Source organism: Rhodococcus jostii RHA1 (assembly GCF_000014565.1).
GTDB lineage: Bacteria > Actinomycetota > Actinomycetes > Mycobacteriales > Mycobacteriaceae > Rhodococcus_F > Rhodococcus_F jostii_A.
Genome location: NC_008268.1, coordinates 2892544 through 2917033, shown reverse-complemented (window position 1 = coordinate 2917033; position 24490 = coordinate 2892544). Strand labels below are relative to the sequence as shown.

The 24490-nt window shown below is 63.9% G+C and carries 22 protein-coding genes and 4 pseudogenes; 15 read left to right on the top strand and 11 right to left on the bottom strand.

What is annotated here, in order from left to right; all coding sequences use genetic code 11:
- Window positions 1-280: 280 nt before the first annotated feature.
- The 3 genes from RHA1_RS51295 to RHA1_RS51770 form a co-directional block, all read right to left on the bottom strand.
- Window positions 281-511: an alpha/beta hydrolase gene (locus RHA1_RS51295; protein ID WP_011595462.1), complete on the bottom strand. Its 231-nt coding sequence runs from the start codon at window positions 509-511 to the stop codon at window positions 281-283.
- A gap of 114 nt (window positions 512-625) precedes the next feature.
- Window positions 626-2557, bottom strand: coding sequence for an ISL3 family transposase (locus RHA1_RS13445; RefSeq protein WP_011595461.1), 1932 nt, complete (start codon window positions 2555-2557; stop codon window positions 626-628).
- Between the two features lie 6 nt (window positions 2558-2563).
- The gene (locus RHA1_RS51770) at window positions 2564-2710 is read right to left on the bottom strand and encodes a hypothetical protein (protein WP_237726877.1); all 147 of its coding nucleotides are present in this window, start codon (window positions 2708-2710) and stop codon (window positions 2564-2566) included.
- Between the two features lie 87 nt (window positions 2711-2797).
- On the opposite strand from RHA1_RS51770, the gene RHA1_RS45965 reads away from it, so the two are divergent.
- The 4 genes and pseudogenes from RHA1_RS45965 (at window position 2798) to RHA1_RS53570 (ending at window position 5168) form a co-directional block, all read left to right on the top strand.
- Window positions 2798-3208 (top strand): transposase, encoded by a 411-nt coding sequence (locus tag RHA1_RS45965; RefSeq protein WP_011595460.1) that lies wholly within the window; start codon window positions 2798-2800, stop codon window positions 3206-3208.
- 27 nt (window positions 3209-3235) lie between these two features.
- Window positions 3236-3475, top strand: a pseudogene (locus tag RHA1_RS53575) (DDE-type integrase/transposase/recombinase); the annotation flags it as partial.
- Window positions 3476-3750: 275 nt separating this feature from the next.
- Window positions 3751-4855: pseudogene (locus RHA1_RS44545) on the top strand (IS110 family RNA-guided transposase).
- On the top strand, window positions 4737-5168 hold the full coding sequence (locus tag RHA1_RS53570; protein WP_423816274.1) for an IS3 family transposase: 432 nt from the start codon (window positions 4737-4739) through the stop codon (window positions 5166-5168). The pseudogene RHA1_RS44545 and the gene RHA1_RS53570 overlap by 119 nt, the downstream one beginning before the upstream one ends.
- Window positions 5169-6085: 917 nt before the next feature.
- Here RHA1_RS53570 and RHA1_RS13420 read toward each other — a convergent pair.
- The 3 genes from RHA1_RS13420 to RHA1_RS13410 all read right to left on the bottom strand — a co-directional run bounded on the left by RHA1_RS13420 (window position 6086) and on the right by RHA1_RS13410 (window position 9538).
- Entirely contained in the window at window positions 6086-6931 is an 846-nt protein-coding gene (locus tag RHA1_RS13420; protein ID WP_011595455.1) for an LLM class F420-dependent oxidoreductase, read from the bottom strand.
- Between the two features lie 62 nt (window positions 6932-6993).
- A complete protein-coding gene (locus RHA1_RS13415) occupies window positions 6994-8139 on the bottom strand; it encodes an acyl-CoA dehydrogenase family protein (RefSeq protein WP_011595454.1) in 1146 nt (381 codons plus the stop codon).
- Window positions 8140-8365: 226 nt separating this feature from the next.
- Window positions 8366-9538: a 3,4-dihydroxy-2-butanone-4-phosphate synthase gene (locus RHA1_RS13410; RefSeq protein ID WP_081437430.1), complete on the bottom strand. Its 1173-nt coding sequence runs from the start codon at window positions 9536-9538 to the stop codon at window positions 8366-8368.
- A gap of 179 nt (window positions 9539-9717) precedes the next feature.
- Between RHA1_RS13410 and RHA1_RS13405 the strand changes: the two genes are divergently transcribed.
- The 11 genes and pseudogenes from RHA1_RS13405 to RHA1_RS53565 all read left to right on the top strand — a co-directional run.
- Window positions 9718-9924: a hypothetical protein gene (locus tag RHA1_RS13405; RefSeq protein ID WP_011595452.1), complete on the top strand. Its 207-nt coding sequence runs from the start codon at window positions 9718-9720 to the stop codon at window positions 9922-9924.
- Between the two features lie 118 nt (window positions 9925-10042).
- The gene (locus RHA1_RS13400; protein WP_237727011.1) at window positions 10043-10936 is read left to right on the top strand and encodes an MCE family protein; all 894 of its coding nucleotides are present in this window, start codon (window positions 10043-10045) and stop codon (window positions 10934-10936) included.
- Complete coding sequence (locus RHA1_RS13395; protein WP_011595450.1) at window positions 10936-11931, top strand: MCE family protein; 996 nt, start codon at window positions 10936-10938, stop codon at window positions 11929-11931. Before RHA1_RS13400 ends, RHA1_RS13395 begins: the two co-directional genes overlap by 1 nt.
- Window positions 11931-13100 (top strand): MCE family protein, encoded by a 1170-nt coding sequence (locus tag RHA1_RS13390; RefSeq protein WP_011595449.1) that lies wholly within the window; start codon window positions 11931-11933, stop codon window positions 13098-13100. The genes RHA1_RS13395 and RHA1_RS13390 overlap by 1 nt, the downstream gene beginning before the upstream one ends.
- Window positions 13097-14215: an MCE family protein gene (locus RHA1_RS13385; protein WP_011595448.1), complete on the top strand. Its 1119-nt coding sequence runs from the start codon at window positions 13097-13099 to the stop codon at window positions 14213-14215. The genes RHA1_RS13390 and RHA1_RS13385 overlap by 4 nt, the downstream gene beginning before the upstream one ends.
- Window positions 14212-15615, top strand: a complete 1404-nt coding sequence (locus RHA1_RS13380; protein WP_011595447.1) for an MlaD family protein — start codon at window positions 14212-14214, stop codon at window positions 15613-15615. The genes RHA1_RS13385 and RHA1_RS13380 overlap by 4 nt, the downstream gene beginning before the upstream one ends.
- Entirely contained in the window at window positions 15591-16178 is a 588-nt protein-coding gene (locus tag RHA1_RS53975) for an Rv1363c family protein (protein WP_041811417.1), read from the top strand. The genes RHA1_RS13380 and RHA1_RS53975 overlap by 25 nt, the downstream gene beginning before the upstream one ends.
- Window positions 16175-16780, top strand: coding sequence for an Rv1363c family protein (locus RHA1_RS13370; protein WP_011595445.1), 606 nt, complete (start codon window positions 16175-16177; stop codon window positions 16778-16780). The genes RHA1_RS53975 and RHA1_RS13370 overlap by 4 nt, the downstream gene beginning before the upstream one ends.
- 45 nt (window positions 16781-16825) lie before the next feature.
- Window positions 16826-17866: an ABC transporter ATP-binding protein gene (locus RHA1_RS13365; RefSeq protein WP_011595444.1), complete on the top strand. Its 1041-nt coding sequence runs from the start codon at window positions 16826-16828 to the stop codon at window positions 17864-17866.
- Window positions 17856-19186, top strand: a pseudogene (locus RHA1_RS13360) (C40 family peptidase). The gene RHA1_RS13365 and the pseudogene RHA1_RS13360 overlap by 11 nt, the downstream one beginning before the upstream one ends.
- A 613-nt stretch (window positions 19187-19799) precedes the next feature.
- Window positions 19800-19955: pseudogene (locus RHA1_RS53565) on the top strand (zinc ribbon domain-containing protein); the annotation flags it as partial.
- A gap of 540 nt (window positions 19956-20495) precedes the next feature.
- On the opposite strand, the gene RHA1_RS13350 reads toward RHA1_RS53565, so the two are convergent.
- The 5 genes from RHA1_RS13350 to RHA1_RS13330 form a co-directional block, all read right to left on the bottom strand.
- Complete coding sequence (locus RHA1_RS13350; RefSeq protein ID WP_011595440.1) at window positions 20496-20954, bottom strand: acyl-CoA thioesterase; 459 nt, start codon at window positions 20952-20954, stop codon at window positions 20496-20498.
- Entirely contained in the window at window positions 20951-21292 is a 342-nt protein-coding gene (locus RHA1_RS13345; protein WP_011595439.1) for a Na+ dependent symporter protein, read from the bottom strand. Before RHA1_RS13345 ends, RHA1_RS13350 begins: the two co-directional genes overlap by 4 nt.
- A gap of 108 nt (window positions 21293-21400) precedes the next feature.
- Complete coding sequence (locus RHA1_RS13340) at window positions 21401-21856, bottom strand: MaoC family dehydratase (protein WP_011595438.1); 456 nt, start codon at window positions 21854-21856, stop codon at window positions 21401-21403.
- Between the two features lie 43 nt (window positions 21857-21899).
- Window positions 21900-22661 (bottom strand): SDR family NAD(P)-dependent oxidoreductase, encoded by a 762-nt coding sequence (locus RHA1_RS13335; RefSeq protein WP_011595437.1) that lies wholly within the window; start codon window positions 22659-22661, stop codon window positions 21900-21902.
- A gap of 17 nt (window positions 22662-22678) precedes the next feature.
- A complete protein-coding gene (locus RHA1_RS13330) occupies window positions 22679-24475 on the bottom strand; it encodes an acyl-CoA dehydrogenase (protein WP_011595436.1) in 1797 nt (598 codons plus the stop codon).
- Window positions 24476-24490: the final 15 nt, after the last annotated feature.

The following is a 24490-nucleotide window of genomic DNA, read 5'->3' as shown; positions in this document are numbered from 1 at the left end:
CGTTCCCGCTCGTTCATTGTTGTCGGCACTGTTCGCGGCCATCGGTGCCCCTTCCGTCCGTACTTCGTCACTCCGGTTCGGCAACCGCGGTGCGGTGCGCGCGTGTCATGGTGAGAACGGGTTTGTCCGTGCACCTGTGGAAGCGTCTCGGTGTCCCTGGCACCAGATGCCCGAGGTTGATGGTGATGGGGTAATGCCGGCGTGCGTCGTTGGTGTACGCCGGCATCTCGGGGTTGGGGTACGTGTGCTTGACCGGGTCCGGTCAGTGCTCGCCCACCCGTTAGGTGAGGTTCTGGGTGTAGAACTCGGTCAGCTTGTCGAACGGGATCATCTCGGCCCGGTCGTAGAGGTCGACGTGACCGGCACCGGGCACGATCACCAGTTCCTTGCGGTCCCCGGCGAGGCGGTAAGCCTCTTCGGTGAACTCGCGCGAGTGCGCGTTTTCGCCGGCGATGAACAGCATCGGGCGGGGTGAGATGGTCTCGATGTCGTTGAACGGGTAAAAGTTCATGAATTTGACGTTGCTCGACAGTGTCGGCTGAGTGGTGGTGTCGGGGCTGTTCCCGCGCGCGGTGCGGTAGAAGTCGTAGAACTCGCGTGGCCGTCCTGACCCTTTGGTGGGCGATTAACGTTGTGGCAAAGCTGGGCACGCCCCTCCTCGTGTCAGGGTCGCCATCGCAATCAAGGCCTCGGGGCTGCGAAATCCGTAGGATCGCTTCGTCAGTGACCGCAGGTGGGTGTTGTTAGCCTCGACGCGGGCATTGGACAGGTCGTATTCGATTGCGTTGAGGATCTCGCGCCGATAGCGAGCGATGCTCTTAGCCAGGCCTACAAGTTCCGGGATCCGACTGTCCTGGGCCATCTGCCTCCATGCTCGCAGTCGTGCCGAGGCTCTCTTCTTCGATCCGGAATAGACATGTTGCAGTTGTTCTTTCATGACATAGCCTCGACACAGTTCGCTGTTTCTGTCCTCGAGGATCTTTGCTCGGACTGATATCTGCGCGGGGTTGAGATTCTCGACGTTCTTCAACAATGCCCACCGCAGGTGCCGTCGATCCCGGTCGGTGAATCCCCACAGCCGCGACAACACACGCGACCGCAGTCGGTCCAGAGCCCGCGTCATCCACTGAATAACATGAAACGGATCCATACACCGCTTCACCTGCGGCGCCCTACTGCGCACGGTCGAGGCGATCCACTTCGCAGCATCAGCACTGATGTGTGTCAGACGAGCTGTGCGTTCTTCACCCAACTCGTCGAAGAATCGATTCAAGGTGCTCTCGTTGTGCCCTTCGGCTGCCCATACGAGTCGGCCTGTGTCATGATCGACCACCACGGTGAGGTATCGGTGACCTTTCCGGTAGGCAATTTCGTCGATCCCCAAGCGCCGCAATCCCTGGAGCCGATCAGTACGCCCGACAGCATCGCCGACGACACGGGTGACGATCCTGGTCACAGATCGCCACGCCACTCGGGCGTACTCGCACACCGACGTAGCCGGACTGTGTGCGGCCAACCACGCCACGTTGTCGTCGAACGCCCTGGTCATGTTCGCAGCCGGCCGTGCCCACGGCACCATCTCGGTCACCACGCCGTGGTCGGGGCATCGAATCCTCGATACCGAAGCTCGTACGAAGCACCGCATGCCGCCCATATCCAGGTGACGCCACTGTCGAGGTCGATTCGGGCGATCGTATCCAGGGCAGCGCTGTTCACAATGCGGGCAGCGGGACCGCACCGACGCGTGTGGCTCGAGGGTCACCACGATCGCGGGCCCTCGTTCGTCATCCGTGAATGCGACATCGATTATCCGGGCCCTGTCGATTCCCAGCAGTTTCTGCAGTATTCTGGCAGCGCGCAACGCCTTCTCCCTTAGGTCTTGTCTTCGCAAACCAAAACCTATGTGAGGGACGGCGTTGCGTCTATCAGGCTCGCGGAGATCACTCATCAAAGGGTCAGAGAGCCACTCGCGTTCGATCGGGCTGGATTGATCGGTCAGCTGCTCGGGTGTGCCGCCGGTGTATTCGGTGGGACCGCCGGTGAATTCGACGTCACGCTGGGCTGCGGCTCGGGCCAGGGCGGCTTTGCGCTGATCGGGGGTGACCGAGTGGCCCAGCCCGTTGCGGGTGGCACCGCCCATGTCGTACATGCTGACCGTGGCGACGGCCTTGATGCGGGGGTCGATCTTGGCGGCGCTGATGACGAAGCTGCCGCTGCCGCAGATTCCGAGCGCGCCGATGCGTTCGGTGTCGACGAAGGACTGGGTGCGCAGGAAGTCCACGCCGGCACTGAAGTCCTCGGTGTAGATGTCGGGGGCGACGGCATTGCGGGGCTCGCCGGCGCTCTCGCCCCAGAACGACAGGTCCAGCGAGAGCGTCACGAAACCCTGCTCGGCCATCTTGGTGGCGTAGAGGTTGGCGCTCTGTTCCTTGACCGCACCCATCGGGTGCCCGACCACCATGGCTGCGTTCTTGGTGTTGCGGTCGAGGTTCCTGGGAACGAACAGGTTGCCGGCGACCTCTATCTGGTACTGGTACTTGAACGTCACCTTCTCCATGGTGACCTAGTCGCTGGTGTAGAAGTTGTCGGCGCCGTGGGACAGATCGCCGGAGGCCAGGTTCGCCACCGGCGACACAGGGGCGGCCGAGGAGGAGCAGGCCGAGGCGGCCAGGACGGCGAGCGTGGCGATACCGGCGCCGGCCAGCTTCATCGAGCGGCGAGTGCCTCGCCGTGTGCGGAGGGTGTGAGCTTCCCCCGTTTTCCCGGAGACTTCCGAGCCAGGTTTGATCCTGGGTAGATGGAGGAGGATGTCACTGTGGGAACGAGAAAGTATCCGCCGGAGCTGCGGGAGCGTGCGGTGCGGCTGTACCGCGAGTCGGAGCCGAGACCTGTGATCCGGCGGCTGGCCGAGCAGCTGAACGTGCACCCGGAGGCGTTGCGGATCCGCCAGGCCGAGGCCGACCACGGCGAGCGCAACGATTTGGCCGTCGACGTCGATGCTGGAGGAGAACCGGAGACTGGCGAAGGAGAACGCCGAACTGCGCCGTGTCAACGACGTATTGCGCGCGGCGAGTGCATTTTTCGCGTCCGAGATCGACCCGACCCGGAGGCGGTCATGAGGTTCATCGACGCCCATGACAACGCCAGCAGCTCGGCGTCCTCCCGTCGCCACCGAGCGGGCAGGGTCGCTCGTGCCCGCCAGTCGTAGTAGGTCGACACCGCGACCGCCCCGAACCGCAAGTGGGTCGCCGATCTGACGCGGATCCCGACCGGTGAGGGGGTGCTGTGGCTGGCCAGTGTGCGCGACGCGTTCTCGAACAAGGTGGTCGGCTGGCGCACCGGGCCACGTGCGGACACCGATCTGGTGCTCTCCGCGCTCGACTACGCTCTCTTCTCCCGCGACGTCCGTGGTGGGGAACTAATTTTCCACAGCGACAGTAAGACTGTTCTTGCCAGGTGCTCCCGAGTTTCCTGACTCGCACAGCGATCGACCAGCTCGGGTTCTATCGTGGTGCTGGAGGTGTTCTCGCAGCATCCTGACCCGCACTCCGATCGACCCGTTGTCGGTGTCATTCCTCGGACATGTCGGTTGCTCGGGAGCGCCTCCGGCGAGGCCTTCGGTCTCGCTGGAGCCATGTGACTCAAGAAGGGCCTGACGGACTTCCGTCTCCTTACTGTCTTGTCCAGGCCTCCGGTCCGGCTGAGGGCGAACCTGTGTGTTGTTGTCCCGACCGAACTGGAGGCACGTGCATGACCGACTCCCCGATTACACGCCCCGCCCCGTCTTCTGCCGTCTCCCCGGTAATCGTTGGCGGGGTCGACACGCACAAGGACCTCCACGTCGCCGCCATCGTCGATGCCGCCGACAAGGTGGTTGCGACCGAATTCTTCTCCACCACCCGTGCCGGTTATCGGGCCATGCTGCGCTGGATGCGCAGCCACGGCGACCTCGCCCGGATCGGGGTCGAGTGCACCGGTTCCTATGGTGCCGGCCTGCTCCGGTTCCTCGACAATGCCGGGCTCGAGGTTCTCGAGGTCACTGCACCCGACAAATCCGATCGGCGCCGGCGCGGCAAGGACGACACCATCGACGCCGAGAACGCTGCCCACGCGGCGTTCGCCCAGATCAGAACCGTCACACCGAAAACCCGTGACGGGATGGTCGAGTCGCTACGGGTTCTGCAGGTCACCCGCAAGACTGCCGTCTGTGCCCGCAGGGTCGCGCTCGGAGATGATCAAGTCGCAGACCATCTCCGCGCCCGAGGAATTGCGTGATCAGATCCGCAACCTCACCCGGATGCAGCTGATCCGCACCCTCGCCGCCTGGCGGCCCGACCTGACCGACTTCCGCGATCCGACCACCGCCACCAGGATCGCGCTCAAGCACCTCGCCCGTCGATACCTGGAACTGCACGACGAGATTGCCGACCTCGACCGTCTCATCCATGCCCTCGTCGACGAACTCGTGCCCACCCTCCTCGAGCGCGTCGGAGTCGGTTACCAGTCCGCCGCAAAACTCCTCATCACCGCCGGTGACAATCCCGCACGACTGACCTCGGAGGCGTCTTTCGCCATGCTGTGCGGGGCCGCACCGCTCCCCGCGTCCTCCGGAATGACCACCCGCCACCGACTCAACCGCGGCGGCGACAGGGCTGCGAACTCCGCGCTACACATGATCGCCGTCAGCCGCTGGCGCATGGATCCGAAGACCCAGGCCTACGTTGCCCGTAAACGCGCTGCCGGGCACTCCAATCCCGAAATCCTGCGATGCCTCAAACGCTTCATCGCCCGCGAGATCTACTACCTGCTCAAAGACCGCGACCGAGCCACCCGGCAACTCGCACCGGCGGCTTGACACACAGAAGGGCGTCAAAGGCTGTCAATACACCGCGCTGCGGTTCACCCAGCGGCTCGTCGACGCCGGCATCGCCCCGTCCACAGGCAGCGTCGGGGACAGCTTCGACAACGCGCTCGCGGAAAATCTGTGGTCGACGCTGAAGGTCGAGTTGATCTATTGGCCCACAACTATATTCGCGACCAGGGCGGAGGCGGAGTCGGCGTTGTTCCGGTATATCGACACCTGGTACAACCCCCGCAGGATCCAGGCCGGTCTCGCGGGACTCTCACCCGACGAGTACGAACTCGCCTACCATGACAGCCGGAGCTGAAGGAGGCGGATATTATCCAACCCGAGCTCACCGGAGCCATGTAGAAAGGTCTCCGGAGAAGCGGGGGAACCTCAGTACGTCGCAGGGGGAGAACATGTGGTGTGCGTGAAGCAGTGTCGCTGTAGGTCGGGTATTTTTCGCCGCTCGCCGCTCGCCGCTCGCCGCTCGCCGCTCGCCGCTCGCCGCTCGGCGTGGTGTAACCGGGCGGCCAGCCTGCTCGGAGACAGCGGCGTTTTTTAGGGGAGTGGCGAGGTTTCGCCAATTGTCAGGGCACTGTCCCAGCCGGAGCGCAGTCCGGGCGGGGCACGTTGCTATGGCGGATACGGCGAATTGGTCTTCGATGTACGTCGGCCGGGCGACGACCCGTGCGACGAGGGCGAGGAGGACGGTGAGGGCGGTGAGCGCGAGGAGTGGAGCGGTCCAGTTCCCGGTCGCGTCGTACAACATTCCGATGAGAAATGGCCCAGGTGTTGCTATGAGGTAGCCGGCGGATTGGGTGAAGCCGGACAGCGCAGCGGTTCCCTCGTGTGCTCGTGAACGGAGCCCGATCTGGGTGAGTCCATACCATTAGCGCTGTTCAACGCGCTTTGGTCTGCATAGTGCTTCGGAGAGTCTCGACCTGCGATTTCTGCAGCGGGGGAGAGGGCAGACCGTGTAGAGGCAGGCGCTGGGCGTGGCGAACCACGCGCACCGCCTCCTCGACGCCCCGGACGTAGTTGTATCCGGGAGACAGCGTCACGCCAAACACTCGAAGTTGGATTACTTTGCCGACATCGCTCTACGGCGCAGGTGATCGCCATCTGTGCCCAGGAGCCGCTCGCTCAGATGTTGCAGCGCGACACGTCGTCGGCGGCCACAGCGATTGAGCCCGAGTAGACCCACTGCGGTGCAATGTGATTACTTCGCCTGAGCTGACGCTATATGGCGGCCTTGACGATTTCGGCCAACGGGCCGACCGGGTCACCCTCGCCGAGGACTTGAATAGCAACGTGGTCGGCGCCGGCGGTGAGGTGCTTATCGACCTGTCCGCGCACAGTGGCCGCGTCGCCGTGAGCCACGAGCGCGTCGATCAGTGCGTCGCTACCACCATCGGCGATGTCGACATCCGCCCAACCGAGCCGCTTGAGGTTGGACACGTAGTTGGTCAGATGTAGGTATGGCTGGTCGACCGGGGGTCGACCGATCGCACGGGCCTTCTGAGGGTCGATGTCGATGACGACTTTGTGCTCCGGCGCGAGCAGGACCCCATCACCCAGCTCGGCCCGGGCGAGTGCGGTGTGAGTCGGCTGCGTGAGGTACGGATGCGCGCCGAGGGCCCGGTCCGCCGACAGTCGCAGCATCCGCGGTCCGAGCGCTGCGAGGATGCGACGTTGGGTCGGGACCTTCTTGGCATCGAGGATATCGAGGTAGTGGTTTACTGCGGTGTAGGGCTTCTGGTAGCCGGCGATGGCCTCTCGGTGGCCGGCGCCGATACCCAGGTAGAAGCGTCCCGGGAAGTCGTCTTCGAGTTCGACAAACTCGTCGGCGATCACCGCGGCGTCGGTGTTCCAGATGTTCACGATGCCGGCGGCGACGGTGATGGCCTCGGTGGCGTCCAGGATTTTGCGAATTGGTCGCAGATGCTTGGGTGAACCCCCGAGCCAGATGGTTCCGTAACCGAGCTCCTCGATGGCCCGGGCCTGCTCGGGGGAGAACTTGTCCCATCCTGCCCAGACCCCGTGCGTTCCGAAGCGTGCAATGTGTGCAGATCTGTCGGAAGTCATATCTCTAGCAACCGCTCTCTCGAGAGAATGATGGGGTTCGATTGTACGGATGAACAGCGGAGTCACACAGCGAGGTCTCGGCCGATGATCTCCTTCATGATTTCATTGGAGCCGGCCCAGATCTTTGTCACACGAGCATCCATCCACGCTCGCGCAACCCGGTATTCGCGCATGTATCCGTAGCCGCCGTAGAGTTGGACACAGTGATCCAACACTTCGTTCTGAACGTGAGCGGACCACCATTTTGCCTTGGCCGCGTCCACGGGGCTCAGGCCGGACTCCGCGTGCTCAGTTACTGCGGCATCGACGAATGCCTGGGCGACCTCGATCTTCGTCACCAACTCGGCAAGCAGAAACTTGTTGTGCTGGAAGGAGCCGATTGATCGCCCGAAGGCTTTCCGATTCCTGACGTAGTCGATTGTCTCGGAGAGGATCTGCTTGGCATGTGCAACGTTCGCCACGGCTGTGCCGAGACGTTCTTGAGGAAGTCGTTCCATCATTGCTGCGAATCCTGTTTCGGGTTCGCCAAGCATTGCGGCGGCAGGTAGGCGCAGTCCGTCGAAGAAGAGCTCAGCTGTGTCTGACTCCGGTTGGCCAACCTTGTCCAGCTTACGTCCGCGTTCGAAGCCGGGTAGGGACGAATCGACAAGGAACAGGCTGATCCCTCTCGAACGTTGCTGAGGATCGGTTCGTGCGGCCACGACCACCAGGTCGGCGGAATAACCGTTGGTTATGAAGGTTTTGGAGCCGTTGAGTATCCAGTCCGAACCGTCGCGGACGGCTGATGTCTTGAGACTTGCCAAGTCGGACCCGCCGGCGGGCTCAGTCATGCCGATAGCGGCGACGACCTCTCCCTCGGCCATCTGAGGCAACCACTCTCGCTTGGTTTCCTCCGTTGCGAGGTCGACGATGTAGGGTGTCACGATATCGAAGTGGATACTGAAGCTTGATACCAGTGCCATGCTGACGGCGGCAAGCTCCTCAGTGGCGACGGCGTTGAATCTGTAGTCGTTGGCCTGACCGCCACCATATGTCTCCGGAACTTCGAGGCCGAGGATGCCCTGCTTTCCGGCTTCGCGCCATACTTCGCGTTCGATCAGTCGCTTTTCCGCGTAGGAGTCAACGTTGGGCACCACCTTCCGGTTCAGGAAGTCACGCACCGATTCTCGAAACTGGTCGTGTTCTGCAGTGAAGGCTGATCTCTTCATGTCGACTCTCTATGTGCCGTTCGAATGGTTCAGGGGATTGGTTCTGGCCGGGTGGCGTCTCGCGATGCACTTGCTGGGTCGGACGATATCGACACCTGCACCGGGGCGAATCTACTGTTCGCTAGCGCAATTGGGGGAGAGTGAGTAGTCGGGCCGAGTCGACGCATCGTCGCCGTAGTCGTCCGGGAAGGGGACGATTTGTACTCATGCCCTGGCGCTGGGGTCGTTACCCTCGTGTCGGTGAAGCCGGCGATACGCACTGCGGTGCAGTCTGACCGACTGCGGTCGATGCCGAGTTGCTCAAGGTGCTCCATGCCTCGAACAGTCCCGGCGGTGGGTTGACCAGGCGGGGCTCGAGGACTTCGCGGGCACGTAGTATTTGCGCGATATCAGCAATCCGCTCGCCGTATCGATTGTGGAAGAAGCAGTCCGGGCGGTCGGACTGCTCCATGTCATGCGCGTCATCCGCGTCATTCGCGCGTCGGGCGATCACGACCAGGCCGTCGCGGTCATCCAGTGCGTCGGTGATATCGGGCTCGGCCTGGTCTACCGAAGGTGCATGCGGGGCGAAGTCCGTCTCGAAGCGTGCGTGCACTCGTGCGCGACTCAGTGTTGACGGATCGCCGGAGGAGTAGGCAATGTAGTCGGCATTGGTGACGTCACTGTGATAGCCCAACGCCTCGACGGTGCCACAGGATGTGTTACGCAGGGTACGGAAGGTCTGACGGACGTGGACCTCGGTACTTCTCCGATAGTTCACGATATCCTGTACTGAAATCGAATTCAGTTGGTGCGCGTCCGCAAACGCGAGCGACTCGGTCGAATCCGCGATACCAGTGGGGTCGACGACCGAGACAAGTGCCGCGAGTGCGCCCACCTCCCGAAGTCCGGCCGCACGCATCAGATCGATGACCGCCTCTGCCGACCTGCGACGACCGAGCACCCCGTCGCTGTGGGCCCGAATAGGATGATGTCCCGGGCGGGTGAACCCGCCCGGAGTGCTGAACGGGTCCGCGATCTGACGGAGAGTCCAGGCTCGGTCCTTGGCGGAGATGCCCGTGCCCACCCCTGCGGCATCGACCGCGACGGTGTAGTCGTCTCCGGGGGTCGGGCGGGTTCCGGCCATAGGTGGCAGGTCGATCCGCGCACATGCGTCGTCGGTCACTGCGGCGCAAATGAATCCTGATGTGTGACGAACCATGAAGTCGAGAGCGGAAGTGCTGGCATTCTCTGCCGCGACAACAAGGTATCCGTCCGGGTCCGTACTCCCGCAACCGACAAGGACGATGGCGTTGCCGTCGACGAGGTCGGCAACGGCACGCGCGACTCGCTGGATTGAACCACTCACAGCCGGTTCTCCATTCTCCCGGAAGATATTATGTGAAGGCGAATTGCTCACCGCGCTGTGTTCTCACGCGAATAGGGTGACGGTGTCAGCAACACATGCTGGTTTGTCCGACCCGGCACATTCGATCGTCACCCTGATTGTGGCCAGAAGCCCGTGGTGGGTCGGTTCTACGGACGCGATCTCGGCGCCGGCGCGACCGGCCCGGTCTCGACATCCTGGGAACAATTCTGATGGGCGATCCGCCGTACACCTACCCCGAGGACCTGCCCGAGAACGGCGCCGACGGTCCCGCCCAGTGCTACTCCTACGGCGCAGGAAACCCACCGCCCGGACACACTCCCTTCGACGTCGGCACCCGGGTGTACGACCCGGTGCAGACCCCAGGAGACCTGCTCGGTAATCCATTTGCCTCCCTGATCTACGGACTGACCCGATGAACGCGCGCCACCCCGGACTGAAGTTGACCGTGTTCATCGCCGTGACCTCGCTGATCACCGCCGCGCTGGTGATGGTGATCGGAGACATCCGCCTAGGCGCGGCCGGAACTACTCGGCCCTGTTCACCAGCGCCTCCGGACTCAAGCCCGGTGACGACGTCAAGGTGTCGGGCGTCCCGGTCGGAAAGGTCAGCGATGTGCAGCTCTCGGCCACCGATTCGGTGTCCGAAGTCTCGTTCTCCCTGTCCGAGGACATTGCGCTGTCACCGACGTCGACCGCCGCGATCAAGTACAAGAACCTGATCGGTGACCGATACCTGGAGTTGACCGTGTTGCCGGACGGACGCTCACCCCGAGGGGAACACGACCCGATCCCGGTCGCCCAGACCACACCCGCACTCGACATTGACACCCTGGTCAACGGATTCCGGCCCCTGTTGGAGGGTCTCGAGCCAGATCAGACCAACCGCCTCTCCGCCTCGATCATCGAGGTACTCAACGGCCGGCAGGAGAGCATCGGCACTCTCGTCGAGCAGCTCGGCTCGCTCGGAAACGCGCTCGCCGATCGCGACGAGGTGATCGGCAACACCGTCGACAATCTCAATACGGTATTAACGACCGTCGACGGCCGCAGCGACCAATTCGGCTCCCTCGTCACCGAACTGCAGCAACTGACCACCGGCCTGTCCGCGGATCGCGACACGCTCACACGGGCACTCGAACAACTGGACAACGCGAGCGCGGAAACGCAATCGGTGCTCGAACAAGCCAGGCCCCCGCTGCAGGCGGACATCGAACAGCTGTCTCGGACCGCCGCGAACCTGAACTCGCGTACCGACACCCTGAACCTGACCCTGGGCAAGCTGCCGGAGATGTATCGGCTGGTGGGTCGCAACACCGGATACGGCAGCTTCCTGAACTTCTTCGTCTGCGGTCTCGCCATCCGCTATCCCGGGCTCAACGGCCCCGAGACGACACCGATGTTCACCGCCCCCGCAGAGAGGTGCAAGTGATGGCGACGAAGTCGTTCAAGGAACGCAACCCCCTTCACCTCGGACTGATCGGCACGGCTGTCATCGCTGTGCTCATGGTCGCCGTGTTCAACTACCAGGCAATACCTTTCCTGACCGGTGGACGAACGGTGACGGGCGAGTTCGCCGACGCCAGCGGCCTCGCCGCGGGCGATCACGTGCAGATCGGCGGCGTAGAGATAGGCGAGGTCCAATCGATCACCCTGCGCCCGGACTATGTCGATATCGAGCTGAGAATCGATCCAGACGGGCGGACGCTCGGAGCCCGGACACGTGCGACGATCAAGGTCGAAACGGCGCTCGGCCGGCGCTACGTCGAACTCGTCCCCGACGGGGACGGCGAGCTCGGAGACACGATCCCCGCCGACCGCACCACCTCCGGATTCGACATCACCGATTCCCTCTCCCGCGTCACCGAAACCCTGGAGGGAACCGACAAATCAACCGCCTCGCAGGCATTGACCAGTATCTCCGAACTGATGAATGCGTTGCCGGACAACCTGAAACAGTCGTCGGACGGCATCGCCCGGATCGCCGACACGGTCGCGTCCCGAGACACACAGATCCGGCAGCTACTGGACCTGTCGACCTCAGTGTCCGGTGTCCTGTCCGAGCGCAACAACAACCTCACCGCACTGATCACCGACGGTGAAACGCTGTTCGCGGCACTCAACGACCGCGCCGCCACGATTCGCAGCCTGCTCGTCCAGATCCGCGCCGTCAGCGAACAGATCCGCGGCGTGGTCGCCGACAACCGCGAGAGCACCGCGCCCATGCTCGCCGAACTCGACACGGTGCTGACCACGTTGAACCAGAACTACACGAACATCGACAACGCCATCACCGGGCTGCGCCCCTTCGTGACCCAACTCGGTGAGGTGGTCGGCAGCGGCCCCTTCTTCGGCGTCCTGTTGCAGAACATCGCACCGGCCAACCTTCGTGGCCAAATGCCCGGAAGCCCAGGAGGAGTGAACTGATGACCACCCGCACCCGGCACCTGGCACGGCGAATCCCCACCCCGGGAAAGGCGCTCGCGGCCCTACTGCTGTTGGCGGTGATCTCCACCACCGTCGTGGCGATCGCCACCCGCGATTCGACGCTTCATTTCACCGCCTACTTCCGCAACTCGATCGGGCTCTACGAAGGAGACCGCGTGACGATTCGCGGGGTCCCCGTCGGCACCGTCGATGCGATCGACCCGATGGGGGACCGGGTGCGCGTCACGCTCACCGTCACCGGCGATCACCCCGTCCCGGCAGACGCCGGCGCCGCGATCATCGCTCCGACGCTGGTCACGGGACGATACGTGCAGCTCGCACCGACCTACGACGGCGGCGCCCGCCTCGAGGACGGAGCCGAAATTCCCCTCGACAAGACCGCGGTGCCAGTCGAATACGACCAACTCAAGAAGCAACTGACCGAACTGTCCACCGAGCTGGGTCCGCAGGGCTACAACGTCGACGGTTCACTGAGCGAGCTGGTGGCGTCTACGGGGACGGCGCTGGACGGAAACGGGCAGAGCCTCAAACTGGCGTTGTCCAACGTCTCGGCCGCAATGCAGACACTCTCCGACGGCGGCCCGGACCTGTTCAGCACCGTCCGAAACCTGCAGGTGCTCGTCTCTGCGCTCGCGGCCAGTGATCAACAGATCGTCGGCTTCAGCGGTGAGCTGCGATCGGTGTCGACGCTGCTCAACAACAACCGGACCGAACTCGACGCGGCATTGGCATCCATCGCGGCCCTGCTCCCTGAAATCCGCGGATACGTCGACGACAACAACGAGGCGCTGACCACCGATGTCGAATCTCTCAATTCGATTGCGACCCTGCTCATGAACAAGCAGGACGACCTGGCACAAATCTTGCACGTCACCCCGACCGCACTCGCCGACCTCTACAACATCTACGACCCGGCCTCGAACTCATTGACCGGTGCGCTCGCGATCCCCGATCTACCGGATCCGATGTCCTTCATCTGTGCCTTGCTCACCACCGTCGATGCACCGCAGGAGGAATGCTCCCGCATGAGCGACAAGTTCGGGGACATGTTCGGCGCCGCGGTCCGCGCCGCACAAGGATCCGCGCCCACCGGCCCAGCTCCCAAACTCGGTGAACTGGCCGTCCCCGGATCGGGAGGCACACGATGAACCACCGCCGCTCACTGGCCGGCATCGTCATGCTCGGCACACTCCTGGCCGTCTCCGGCTGCCGCTTCGACGGCATCAATTCGCTGCCACTGCCCGGCAACGCCAACGACGGCCCGACCTACACCATCACCGTCGAACTGCGCGACGCACAGAACCTCGTCGGCAACTCCATCGTGAAAGCGGACAACGTCACCGTCGGCACCGTGCGACGAGTGGTGGTGGACGGGCTGATCGCCAAGGCCGTCCTGGACATCAATGACAGCGTCGATCTACCGCGCACCGCGACCGCCCGACTGGCGCAAACCAGCATCCTCGGCGCCCAATACCTCGAAATCTCCACACCCCCGAACGGGGACACCACGGAAAAGATGCGTGACGGCGACGTCATAGCGCTCGAAAACTCCGCCGAATACCCCTCGACCGAACAAGTGCTGTCCGCCTTGTCGCTGGTACTCAACGGCAGCGGGCTCGAACAGCTCCGCACCATCATGGCAGAACTCAACGCCGCCGCCGGGGGCCGCGAACACACCCTCAACCAGTCCCTGGCACGAATGGAAACCTTCGTCGACGGCCTGGACAGCCAGCGGGGCAACATCGTCCGCGCCATCGACAGCCTCGACCGCTTCTCCCACGAACTCGCCGAACAGAACACCACGATCGCCACCGGAATCGACGCCATCACCCCGGCCCTGGCAGTCCTCGACGAACAACGGGTCCAACTGACACAGATGCTCGACAGCATGGGCCGCTTCGGTGACCGGGCCCGCATTGTCCTCAACAGCAGCCGCGACGATCTCCTCTCGAACCTGCACGATCTCGAGCCCACCCTGACCGAATTGGCGAACTCCGACACAGACCTACCCGAGTCGCTCGCCGTGGCTGCTTCCTTTCCATTCCCCGTCACCACCGCCGACAAAGGCATGCGAGGGGACTACCTCAACCTGTTCCTCACCCTCGACCTCAGTGCAGAAGCCATCAACAACAAAATCCTCGGAAGCATCCCTGCCGGCGACCTCGCGCGTGCTGTCCTGCCCAACCGAGCGGTGAACCCCCTGCTGGCACCCACCCAGCCCACACCGGCGCCACTTCCCTTCGCGGCGGGAGCCCCTCGATGAATCGCAGTGCACTCGTCCGATTCCAACTCGTCACCTTCACGGTGCTCTCGATCCTCAGCCTGACCTACGCACTCATCTCGTACGTGAGCATCGAACGCATCACCGGCCTGCGCACATACACGGTCACGGCGGACTTCGCCGATGCCGGCGGCCTCTACGAGAACGCGCTGGTCACCTACCGTGGCATCGACGTCGGACTGGTCACCTCGATCGACCTTGCGCAGGACGCACACGTGCGCGTCACCATGCAGATCGAGGACGCCTACCAGGTCCCCACCGCCAGCACCGCGCACATCCGCAGCATGTCCGCGGTCGGCGAACAGTTCGTCGATTTCGTCCCCACGACGGACGAGGGACCATATCTCGTCGACGGGGACACCGTCCCGACCGACCAGACCGAGACCCCGGTACCCGCCGGCGAGGTGATCGAATCCGCCAACCAGCTGCTGCAGAGCATCCCGAAGGATTCTCTGGACAAAGCCGTCGACGAAACCTTCAACACCTTCGACGGAACAGGTCCACAGATCGCGCAGCTGATCGACTCGTCCGCCGAACTCGTCCGACTGGCGCAAGCCGACCTCGAGCCCACACGCACCCTGATCAACGATGCCGAGCCGCTACTGACGACCGGCAATGAGGTCAGCGAGGACATCACGTCCTTCACCACCGACCTGTCCGCGTTCACCGAGCAACTCGTCCTCAGCGACGGACAGATCCGTGCGGTGCTCGATCAGGGACCGTCCGCCGCCGCGACCACCACAACAACGCTGACCGACCTCCAACCGACCTTCCCGCTGCTGATGGCCAACCTGCAAACCGTCGGTCAGGTGTTCCGGATGAACATCCCGGAACTGCGCCAGATCCTCGTCATCTACCCCGCATTGAGCGCGGTGACCAACCATTCGGTCACCGGATTCCAACTCGACGACGACCAACGCGGCCCACAGGCCCCGCTGGACATCAAACTCGGCAACACCCTCAACCCGCCACCGTGCACCGAGGGCTACCAGGCGACCGAACGCCGCGATCCCTCCGACACCGCACCCGCCCAGGTACCCGGTGCCTCCTACTGCGATGTCGCCCCCGACGACCCGAAGGTCAGCCGCGGACTTCGCAACACCCCCTGCGCCACCGACCCCGCAGTGCGGGCACCCGACGTCGCGAACTGCCCCCAAGGCCTGCCGTCGACCTGGGAGGGAATGCTCCGACGCCCCGGTGCCAGCCCGACACCCGAAACACCTGCGGCGCTGCCGAATCCAGCCCCAGCCGCCGTCCCCTACAACGACACCGACCAGAGCTTCCTCAGCCCCCAAGGGGCGTCCTACATCATCGGCACCGCCCCAGACCCATCCGCACCAACAAAGGAGGCCGATCGATGGCAATCGCTAGTGATCAAATGACAACAGCGGACGATGCACCCGAGCTGACAACCCCGCCCGCACCCCATGAACCCCCCACGCCCGATTCCGAAGGCCCTCGTTCGAGGCGACCGGCCTATTTCCTCCTCGGACTCACACTTGTGCTCTGCGTGCTCGTCACTGCATGCGCAGTTCTCGGTGTCCGCATCCAGGACAGTCGGCACGCGGCCGAGCGAGACGCGCAGGTCCTCGACACGACCCGGACCGTACTGGCCGAACTTGTGTCGCTGAACCACACTTCCGCCCAGCAAGATCTCGACCGCATCGCCGCCAACGCCACCGGCCAGTTTCGTGACCAGTTCGACTCTGTCGCCGACAGTTTCGCCCAAGTCCTCGGCAACGGACAAGTCGAATCCACCGGGGAGGTCAAAGCCGCCGGCATCGTCGACGCCAATGACGACACGGCGACAGTTCTCGCCGCCGTCACCTCACTGGTCAAGAACTCCGAAGCTCCAGAAGGTCAACCGAGGGTCTACAGGATGAAAGCAACACTGAACCACATCGACAACCAATGGCTGGTCGCAAGTGTGGAGTTCGTCGCATGAGCACCTCAGTACAGGAACAGAGTGTCCCACCCGCACCGGAGTCTGCCGCGAACACCAGCCGGAGCAGGCGCGCATTTTCTCTCCCTGGCAGTATCGCGCGGCGACTGACCGGCCTGTCGAACACGAAGCTACGCGTCTTGATTACGGCCGTTGCAGTACTGACCGTCACGGCCGTGGCCACCGGGGCCGTCCTGGTCGTGCAATTGCACAACCAGGACCGTGCGCGCACCGCATCCGCGGAGGCGACTGCGGCCGCACGCGAGAAGATACCCGCGGTGCTCTCCTACGAGTTCGGTTCACTCGACGACGAATTCTCGTCCGCCACCACGAACCTGACCGGCCCGTTTCGCGACGATTTCGCCGAGCTCGCCCGCACCGTGATCGTGCCCGCAGCGCGAGCGGACTCGATCGTCACGAAAGCCGAAGTCGTCGAGTCATCCGTCGTCGACGCGACCTCGGACAAGGTGACCGTGTTGATGTTCCTCAATCAGAACACCACCAGCACCAAACTCCAGGCGCCCCGCCTCGACGGCAGCCGAGTCACGGTGGAGATGACCCCCATTGCCGGTGACTGGCTGATCTCCGGCATCACACCGGTCTGATCCCCACCACACAACAAACATATTCGCAGCAGGAACGAGGAACCCATGGGTGTCGAGGTATCCGTCGAGGGACTGACCAAGTCGTTCGGCTCGCAGAGGATCTGGCAGGACGTCACGTTGACCCTTCCCGCCGGTGAGGTCAGCGCGTTGCTGGGGCCGTCGGGCACCGGTAAGTCGGTGTTTCTGAAGTCGCTGATCGGTCTGCTCCGCCCCGAGCAGGGCTCGATCGTGATCGACGGCACCAACATTCTCGAGTGCTCCAGCAAGGAGCTCTACGAGATCCGCAAGCTGTTCGGTGTGCTGTTCCAGGACGGCGCCCTGTTCGGCTCGATGAACCTCTACGACAACGTGGCGTTCCCGCTGCGCGAGCACACCAAGAAGTCCGAGTCCGAGATCCGCAAGATCGTGATGGAGAAGATGGAACTCGTCGGCCTGCTCGGGGCCGAGGACAAGCTGCCGGGTGAGATCTCCGGTGGAATGCGCAAGCGGGCCGGTTTGGCCCGCGCCCTGGTGCTGGACCCGCAGATCATCCTCGTGGACGAGCCGGACTCGGGTCTGGATCCGGTTCGCACCACCTACATCTCGCAGACGTTGATCGACATCAACGCCGAGATCGACGCGACCATTCTGATCGTCTCGCACAACATCAATCTCGCGCGGACGGTGCCGGACAACATCGGCATGCTCTTCCGTCGTCATCTGGTGATGTTCGGTCCGCGGGAGGTGCTGCTCACCTCGGAGCAGCCGGTGGTCAAGCAGTTCCTGAACGGCACCATGATCGGCCCGATCGGCATGTCCGAAGAAAAAGACGAAGCCACCATGGCCGCCGAACAGGCCATGGTCGACGCTGGCCATCATGCGGGTGGTGTCGACGACGTCGAGGGCATCGTCCCGCAGATGAAGGCGACGCCGGCGATGTCGTTCCGGCAGGCCGTCGCCCGCCGGCAGGAACGCGTCCGGCACATCATGCACACCCTGCCCGAGAACGCCCAGATCGCCATCCAGGAAAGCCTCGACGAGACTTCCGGTTACGGGTTCTACGACGAATCCACCGCTCCGCTGGAAGCGGTAGGCGATGTCCGTTGATCCGTCGACCCTGATCGTCGCCGTGGTCGCGGCGGCCGGTGCGTTCGTCCAAGGTATGGACGCGCCACCGGAGGTCGAGGATCAGGCGACGCAGATTCTCGAGTCGTACCCGGCGCCGGCCGTCGACCAGCAGGTGTCCGACGTGATCGCGGCACTGCCCGAACCGGTGCGCGTACCGGCGCAGCAGGCGGTGGACGACGTCACCGCCGCCGCGGCGGCGGTGCTGGAACCGCACCTGCCGGCCGGCGCCCTGGCGCCGCCTGCACCCGAACCCGGGCCGCAGACACCCCCTGAGCCGGTCGCTCCACAGTCGGTGCCGGAACCGGTGCCACCAGCATCGGTGTTCCTGTCCAGTCCACCCGTCTACGACGACGCGCCTTCGGTCGGCACCAGCACTGTGCTGCAACCGATTCCGGCCACGTTTCCCCGCGCGTCGCTCGCCCCGGTCGGCGCGATCGCACTGTTCGCCCCCTGGCTGCGCAAGGCCGGAGCGATCTGCGACGGAATCAAGCCCGCGACACTGGCGGCGCTGTACGCGGCGGAGAACGGATTCCGGTACGGGCCCACCGCGCCGGTGTCCCCGTCCGGCGCACTCGGACCGGGCCAGTTCATGCCCGGCACCTGGGCGATCTACGGCAAGGACGCCGATGACGACGGCAAGGCCGACGTGCTCGGCATCGCCGACCCCGTGATGGCGTCGGGACATCTGCTGTGCGATACGTACGAACAGATCGACGCCTGGAAACGTCAGGGCAGAGTTTCGGGGAACACACTCGACCTCACCATCGCGGCGTACAACGCCGGCGCCGGTGCCGTACTGCGGTCCGGTGGAATGCCCTCCGGCAGCCCGGACTATGAGAACCAGACCAAACCGTATGTGGCGAAGATCCGGGGCAGCGAGCCGTCCTTCGCCGAACTGCTCGCGCCGCTCATCGGACTACCCCTGGCCGACGGCGTCGGCGGGCGGGTGGTCGAATCGGCGATCCGCTACCTCGGCGCGCCCTACGTATGGGGCGGCGGCAACGTCGACGGTCCGTCGGGTGGCGGCTTCGACTGCTCGGGACTGACGTCGTTCGCGGTCCACGCCGCCACCGGCATCACCCTGCCCCGCACGTCCGAGACCCAGTGGACCATCGGGCAGGAGATTCCGATGGACCAGGCCCGGCCGGGCGACCTGCTGTTCGGCAACTGGCAGTCCGAAGGTCCCGGGCACGTCGCCATCTACATCGGCAACGGACAGATGATCCACGCCCCACCACGGGTGACGTCGTGCGCATCGCGGACGTCTTTCCCGAAATGAAGGCCCGCCGCATCCTATGACCACAAACGAAAAATCCGTCCAATCTCAGCTCGAACATGAACCGCCCGACTTCTGATGGAAGCGAAAACCGATAAGACAGAACCGGCGAAAATCCAGTGAGTAGAACCATGATTCCCGCACGTCGTGACAACCCAGGACGAAATGAATGGCGAGGCCCTTCACGTCCGTCCTCGATGACAGGCGCTCCTCAGATGTAGATCCTCGAGACTACTTTGGCCATTTTCGCCGCCTTCTCGCGAGTCTTTTATTCCGAAAGGCGGATAAGAATCCGACGAACCCCGAGCAAGCCGGATGGTTCGTCAGGCCCGGCGAAACAAGCCCGACTCTAACGTTGTCCCCCAACGGGGCGTGGATCTGGATGAAGTTGCACCTAACTACCGGCACCCCCGGACGGGCCCGAATCCGCCCAAACAGCAGTTGAGCGAGATCTCGACTCGTATACGGGGGAGTTAGACCTCGCCCGCATGGATTCGATTCGACGCCAACATCCCTCAGAGTGCATCTGAAACTCGGGTACGGGTTACGACGCCCGGGCGAGCCGGCGCGACGTGGTCGCGATCATGGCGATGTAGACCATCGCTTCGTGATGATCGGGCCGCGTGCAACGCGACGGTTGGGGTGACTCCGAAACAGCATGTTCCTGCACCTCGAGCGTCGGTGTGGGACACGGTCAAACCCGCACCACCGCACGGTGATGCGGGTAGCCGTGACACACGTACATCTCCGACACACGCCACACCAGTGGCAGACATTATGAGATCTACGTAGACGCTATCCGCGCGGTCGTACCGCCCACAGCCAGCTCGAGGACGTCACCGACATCCTTGACGGGATCGAAGACGAGGCCGACCAGCTGCTCGCCGACTTGTTCGCCATTCTCGACGACGGGTGCACCGAGCTGCAGCGGTTGCCCGCCGAAAGATGATTGCCGGAAACGTTGCAATAACTGAAATTATCGTGCCCCAGTGCGCACAAACCATGAGGGACACGGAGGCAGTCGGTTTGTCGCCGAATCCGGCGTTGCCTGTAGGTTTTCGCGAGCTGTGTCAGTTTCTGAGTTTGGTGTCAGTAGGCCACAAGCTTTCGGCGTCACCCTCAGTTCAGCGACCTGGTCGTCTCCGGACTGTTCGAGGATTCTGACAATCTAGTGAGAATCCCTTGGTGGCAAGGCTTTGTAACGTCGCAGGTCAGTGCGGCGTGCGACTGACAAGATCGGCGAAAACCTACAGTTGCGGTTGTAGGTTCCACGGTTCCGTGTCGGTTTCCAGATTTCGCGTCGGTGGCGAACCATCCCTGGGATCGCCGCGGCTATCCGGTGGCCGATTCGAACAGCCGCCGCAGCCCGTCAGGGATCGGCACCGGGCGCCGGGTGTCACGGTCGACATAGACGTGCACCCACCGCCCCCGCGCGGCGACCGCCGCCGTCTCGGGCAGCCCAGTAGGAAAGAGTCCGAGGTCATAGGTGACGCTGGTGCGGCCCAGCCTGGCGACACGGATTCCTACCGCCAGGGCCTGAGGGAACTGCAGCTGCTCGAAATACCGGCATCCGGACTCGGCGACGACGCCTAAGGCCGGAGCCGCGACCGGGTTGAGGCCGGTGTGCTCGATGATCCAGCCGTTGATCGCTGCATCGAAGAGTTGGTAGTACACGGCATTGTTCAGGTGGCCGTACATGTCGTTGTCGGACCACCGTGTGGTAGCCGTGCGGTGCACCGTGAAGTCTGCCACGGTAGGGGTTTCGCGTACATCGACCGCCTCAGCGCTCATTCCATTTCTCCTGTCATGTCGGTCCGCACGAGTTGCGGACGGGTGGGGATTCGGGCGGGTGGGGATTCTTCCGCACCGAGCCCGACCTGGGAGCGCACTCGCAGTTTGGTGAAGGCGTTGCCCTGACTGGGGTCGGGTTTGCCGATAATGGTCCCGATCCAGCAGCCCAGGAATCCGACTGGGATCGATACCAGCACCGGGAAGGTCAGCGGGACGGGGGCATTGTCCGCGTCGCCCGGCCACACCTGAGGGCAGAGGATGATCAGGGTGACGGTGGTGACCAGGCCGGTCCGGTGTCGATTCCGGTCACGGCGCCGAGGGTGTTGAAGCGTTTCCACCCCAGATTGAGCGCTAGATGTACTGACCTGAGAGCCGGAAAGTTCGCGCTCGCTGCGATCGACAACGCCAATCCGACGAGCAGCGCGACGTTGATTCCCGATCCGGGATTAACGGTGGTATCGGTAGAGTGGTTCGGCGACGCAGACGGGTTTGTCGGTGGCGCTGCATTCGACGGTGGCGGCGACCACGATCTGGACCCCGCCGCTGATGTCCTCGGCCGAAATTATCTCGGCGTTGAGCCGGACCTTCGATCCCGCGGGGACCGGGGCGGGAAACCGGACCTTGTTCAGGCCGTAGTTCACCGCCAGGGACGTGCCCTGAACGTCGAGAACCTGTGCGAACATGACGCTGAGCAATGACAGGGTGAGGTAACCGTGGGCGATGGTACGCCGGAACGGGCTTTCCGTGCTGGCCCGTTCCGGGTCGACGTGGATCCATTGGTGATCGTCGGTGGCGTCGGCGAAGGTGGCGATTCGGTCTTGGGTGATCTCGAACCAGTCACTGGGGTTCAGTGTGGTGCCGACGAGGCTCTTCAACCCGTCGACGGTGGTGGTGGTGGGCATGGTGGCTACTTTCGACGCGATGGGCTTGCGGGGCGTGGTGCGGTCAGGTGATGGTGATGCCGCCATCGACGGCGAGGGTTTGTCCGGTGACGTAGCCGGCGGCGTCGGAGGCGAGCCAGACAAGGGTGGCGGCGAGTTCGGCGGCATCGCCGGTGCGCCCGAGCACCATCCGTGACGCGAGGCTGTCGAGGTAGCCGTCGTGATACTGGTCGGTCATCTCGGAGGCGAAGAAGCCAGGCGCGAGCGCGTTGACGCGAATTCCCATGCGGGTGCCCCATTGTTGGGCGAGATCTCGGGTCAGACCGATGATTGCGGCTTTGCTGGCGCTGTAGGCGGCCTGGGGCAGACCGGCGGTGGTGAGCCCGAGGACGCTGGAAATGTTGACGATGGAACTGCCGGGTTGCATGACCTTCCCGCACGCCTGGGCGGTCCAGTAGGAGCCGCCCAGGTTGATGTCGACCACCGAGCGGAACTGGTCGGGGGTTTCGCGGGTGGCGGGGTGGGCGCTGGCGACGCCGGCGTTGTTGACGAGAACGTCGACGCGGCCGAACTCGGTCATTGCCGCGTCGACCAGGGCGGCGCACTGATCCGGATCAGCGATGTCGGTGGCCACGGGCAGGGCCCGTCGGCCGGTGGCACGGACCAGTGCGGCTGTGTCGCCGAGTTTGTCGACGCGCCGCGCCGCGAGGACGATGTCCGCGCCGGCCTCGGCGAGGGCCTTGGCGAAGGCCACACCGAGACCGGACGAGGCGCCGGTGACGATGGCGACGCGGCCGTCGAGGCGGAATTTGTCGAGCACACTCATGTGTGATGCCTCCTGGGTCAGAACCAGCTGGGGTTCATGTCGAGAGTTGTCCGGTCTCCGCTGGCCAAGAGATCGAGTTGCGGGCCGACCTTGGGCACCTCGTGGGTGTAAAAGTAGCGGGCGGCGTGGCGCTTTCCGTCGTAGAAGTCACCATTCTTACCCTCGGTGGCGATGAGCTGTTCGAGCCACATCCACGCGATGACGGTGTGTCCGAACGCTTCCAAATAGACCGATGAGTTCGCCAACGCGGTCGTCGCGTCACCGGCCGCCCACAAGGCGGCGGTGATGTCGACGATCCGGTTCCAGACGGTGTCGAGGGTGTCGGCGTAGCCGGTGGCGTCGCCACCGAGGGACCGAGCCCGCGCGACGGTCGCGGCGATCTTCGATCCGAGTAACCTCAGCCCGGCACCGTCTTGCATGGTGACCTTGCGGCCCAGCAGATCCAGACCCTGGATCCCGTGCGTGCCTTCGTGGATCGGGTTCAATCGGTTGTCGCGGTAGTACTGTTCGACGTCGTAGTCGCGGGTGTAGCCGTATCCGCCGTGGACCTGGATCGCGAGGCTGTTCGCTTCGAGGCACCATTGCGAGGGCCAGCTCTTCGCGATCGGGGTCAGCACGTCGAGAAGCAACGTCGCCTGGTCGCCGGTGGCCGCGTCGAGCGCAGTGTCCTGTTCGTCGACCAGCCGGGAGCAGTAGAGGCCGAGCACGAGCGCGCCCTCGACATAAGACTTCTGTGCCAACAGCATGCGGCGGACATCGGCGTGATCGATGATCGGAACCGGTGGGGCGGCGGGGTCCTTGGCGCCGAGAGGGCGGCCCTGGGTCCGCACCCTCGCGTAGTCGAGCGACTTGCGGTATCCCACGTAGCCGAGGGCGATCGCGACGAACCCGACACCGATCCGGGCTTCGTTCATCATGTGGAACATGTAGGACAGGCCGCGGTGTTCCTCGCCGACCAGGAAGCCGACTGCCCCGGCATCGCCTGCGGGGGTGTGGGTACCGTCACCGAAGGCGAGCAGGGTGTTGGTGGTGCCGCGGTTGCCCATCTTGTGGTTGAGGCCCACCAAGGTGACGTCGTTGCGCTCGCCGAGGCCGCCGTCGGCGCCGGGGAGATATTTGGGCACGATGAACAGCGAGATGCCCTTGACGCCCGGGCCACCACCCGGGGTCTTGGCCAGCACCAGGTGCACGATGTTCTCGGTGAGTTCATGATCGCCACCGGAGATCCACATCTTGGTTCCGGTGACCCGGTAGCTGCCGTCGTCCTGCGGCACCGCGCGGGTGGTGATGTCCGCCAACGATGATCCGGCCTGCGGCTCGGACAAGCACATGGTGCCGAACCAGCGGCCCTCGAGCATCGGACGGACGTAGTCGTCGATCTGCTGCTCGGTGCCGTACTCGGCGAGCAAATTCGCGTTGGCGATCGTCAGGAACGGATAGCCCGAGGTGCTGACGTTAGCCGCTTGAAACCAGGCCATCGCCGCCCGCGCCACCGTGGTGGGCAGTTGCATCCCGCCGACGCTCTCGTCGAATGACCCGGCGATCAAACCGGCCGCCGCGTAAGCGTCGAGCGCCGTCTTGACCTCCGGAATCATCTCGACGGTGCCGTCCGGGCGCATGGTCGGCTCGTTCGCGTCGGCCTTCTTGTTATGGGTGGCGAAATGCTTGTGCGCGAGGTCCGCACTGAGGTCGAGCACCGCGTCGAAGGTGTCCTTCGAATGTTCGGCGAAGCGTTTACGCGAGGTCAACGCGACGACGTCGAGCCACTCGTAGAGCAGGAAATCGAGATCGCGGCGAGAAAGTACATCAGTCATGAGAATCAGTTCCGT

Bases quoted from the DNA above. Each gene is read 5' to 3' on its own strand.
- RHA1_RS13340 (WP_011595438.1), bottom strand. From the start codon at position 21,856: ATGCCCACCACCACCACCGTCGACGGGTTGAAGAGCCTCGTCGGCACC.
- RHA1_RS13415 (WP_011595454.1), bottom strand. From the start codon at position 8,139: ATGAAGAGATCAGCCTTCACTGCAGAACACGACCAGTTTCGAGAATCG.
- RHA1_RS13330 (WP_011595436.1), bottom strand. From the start codon at position 24,475: ATGACTGATGTACTTTCTCGCCGCGATCTCGATTTCCTGCTCTACGAG.
- RHA1_RS45965 (WP_011595460.1), top strand. From the start codon at position 2,798: ATGGAGGAGGATGTCACTGTGGGAACGAGAAAGTATCCGCCGGAGCTG.
- RHA1_RS13395 (WP_011595450.1), top strand. From the start codon at position 10,936: ATGGCGACGAAGTCGTTCAAGGAACGCAACCCCCTTCACCTCGGACTG.
- RHA1_RS13405 (WP_011595452.1), top strand. From the start codon at position 9,718: ATGGGCGATCCGCCGTACACCTACCCCGAGGACCTGCCCGAGAACGGC.
- RHA1_RS13365 (WP_011595444.1), top strand. From the start codon at position 16,826: ATGGGTGTCGAGGTATCCGTCGAGGGACTGACCAAGTCGTTCGGCTCG.
- RHA1_RS53975 (WP_041811417.1), top strand. From the start codon at position 15,591: ATGGCAATCGCTAGTGATCAAATGACAACAGCGGACGATGCACCCGAG.
- RHA1_RS13380 (WP_011595447.1), top strand. From the start codon at position 14,212: ATGAATCGCAGTGCACTCGTCCGATTCCAACTCGTCACCTTCACGGTG.
- RHA1_RS13370 (WP_011595445.1), top strand. From the start codon at position 16,175: ATGAGCACCTCAGTACAGGAACAGAGTGTCCCACCCGCACCGGAGTCT.
- RHA1_RS13350 (WP_011595440.1), bottom strand. From the start codon at position 20,954: ATGAGCGCTGAGGCGGTCGATGTACGCGAAACCCCTACCGTGGCAGAC.
- RHA1_RS51770 (WP_237726877.1), bottom strand. From the start codon at position 2,710: ATGAAGCTGGCCGGCGCCGGTATCGCCACGCTCGCCGTCCTGGCCGCC.
- RHA1_RS13335 (WP_011595437.1), bottom strand. From the start codon at position 22,661: ATGAGTGTGCTCGACAAATTCCGCCTCGACGGCCGCGTCGCCATCGTC.
- RHA1_RS13420 (WP_011595455.1), bottom strand. From the start codon at position 6,931: ATGACTTCCGACAGATCTGCACACATTGCACGCTTCGGAACGCACGGG.
- RHA1_RS13445 (WP_011595461.1), bottom strand. From the start codon at position 2,557: ATGGAGAAGGTGACGTTCAAGTACCAGTACCAGATAGAGGTCGCCGGC.
- RHA1_RS13390 (WP_011595449.1), top strand. From the start codon at position 11,931: ATGACCACCCGCACCCGGCACCTGGCACGGCGAATCCCCACCCCGGGA.
- RHA1_RS51295 (WP_011595462.1), bottom strand. From the start codon at position 511: ATGAACTTTTACCCGTTCAACGACATCGAGACCATCTCACCCCGCCCG.
- RHA1_RS13385 (WP_011595448.1), top strand. From the start codon at position 13,097: ATGAACCACCGCCGCTCACTGGCCGGCATCGTCATGCTCGGCACACTC.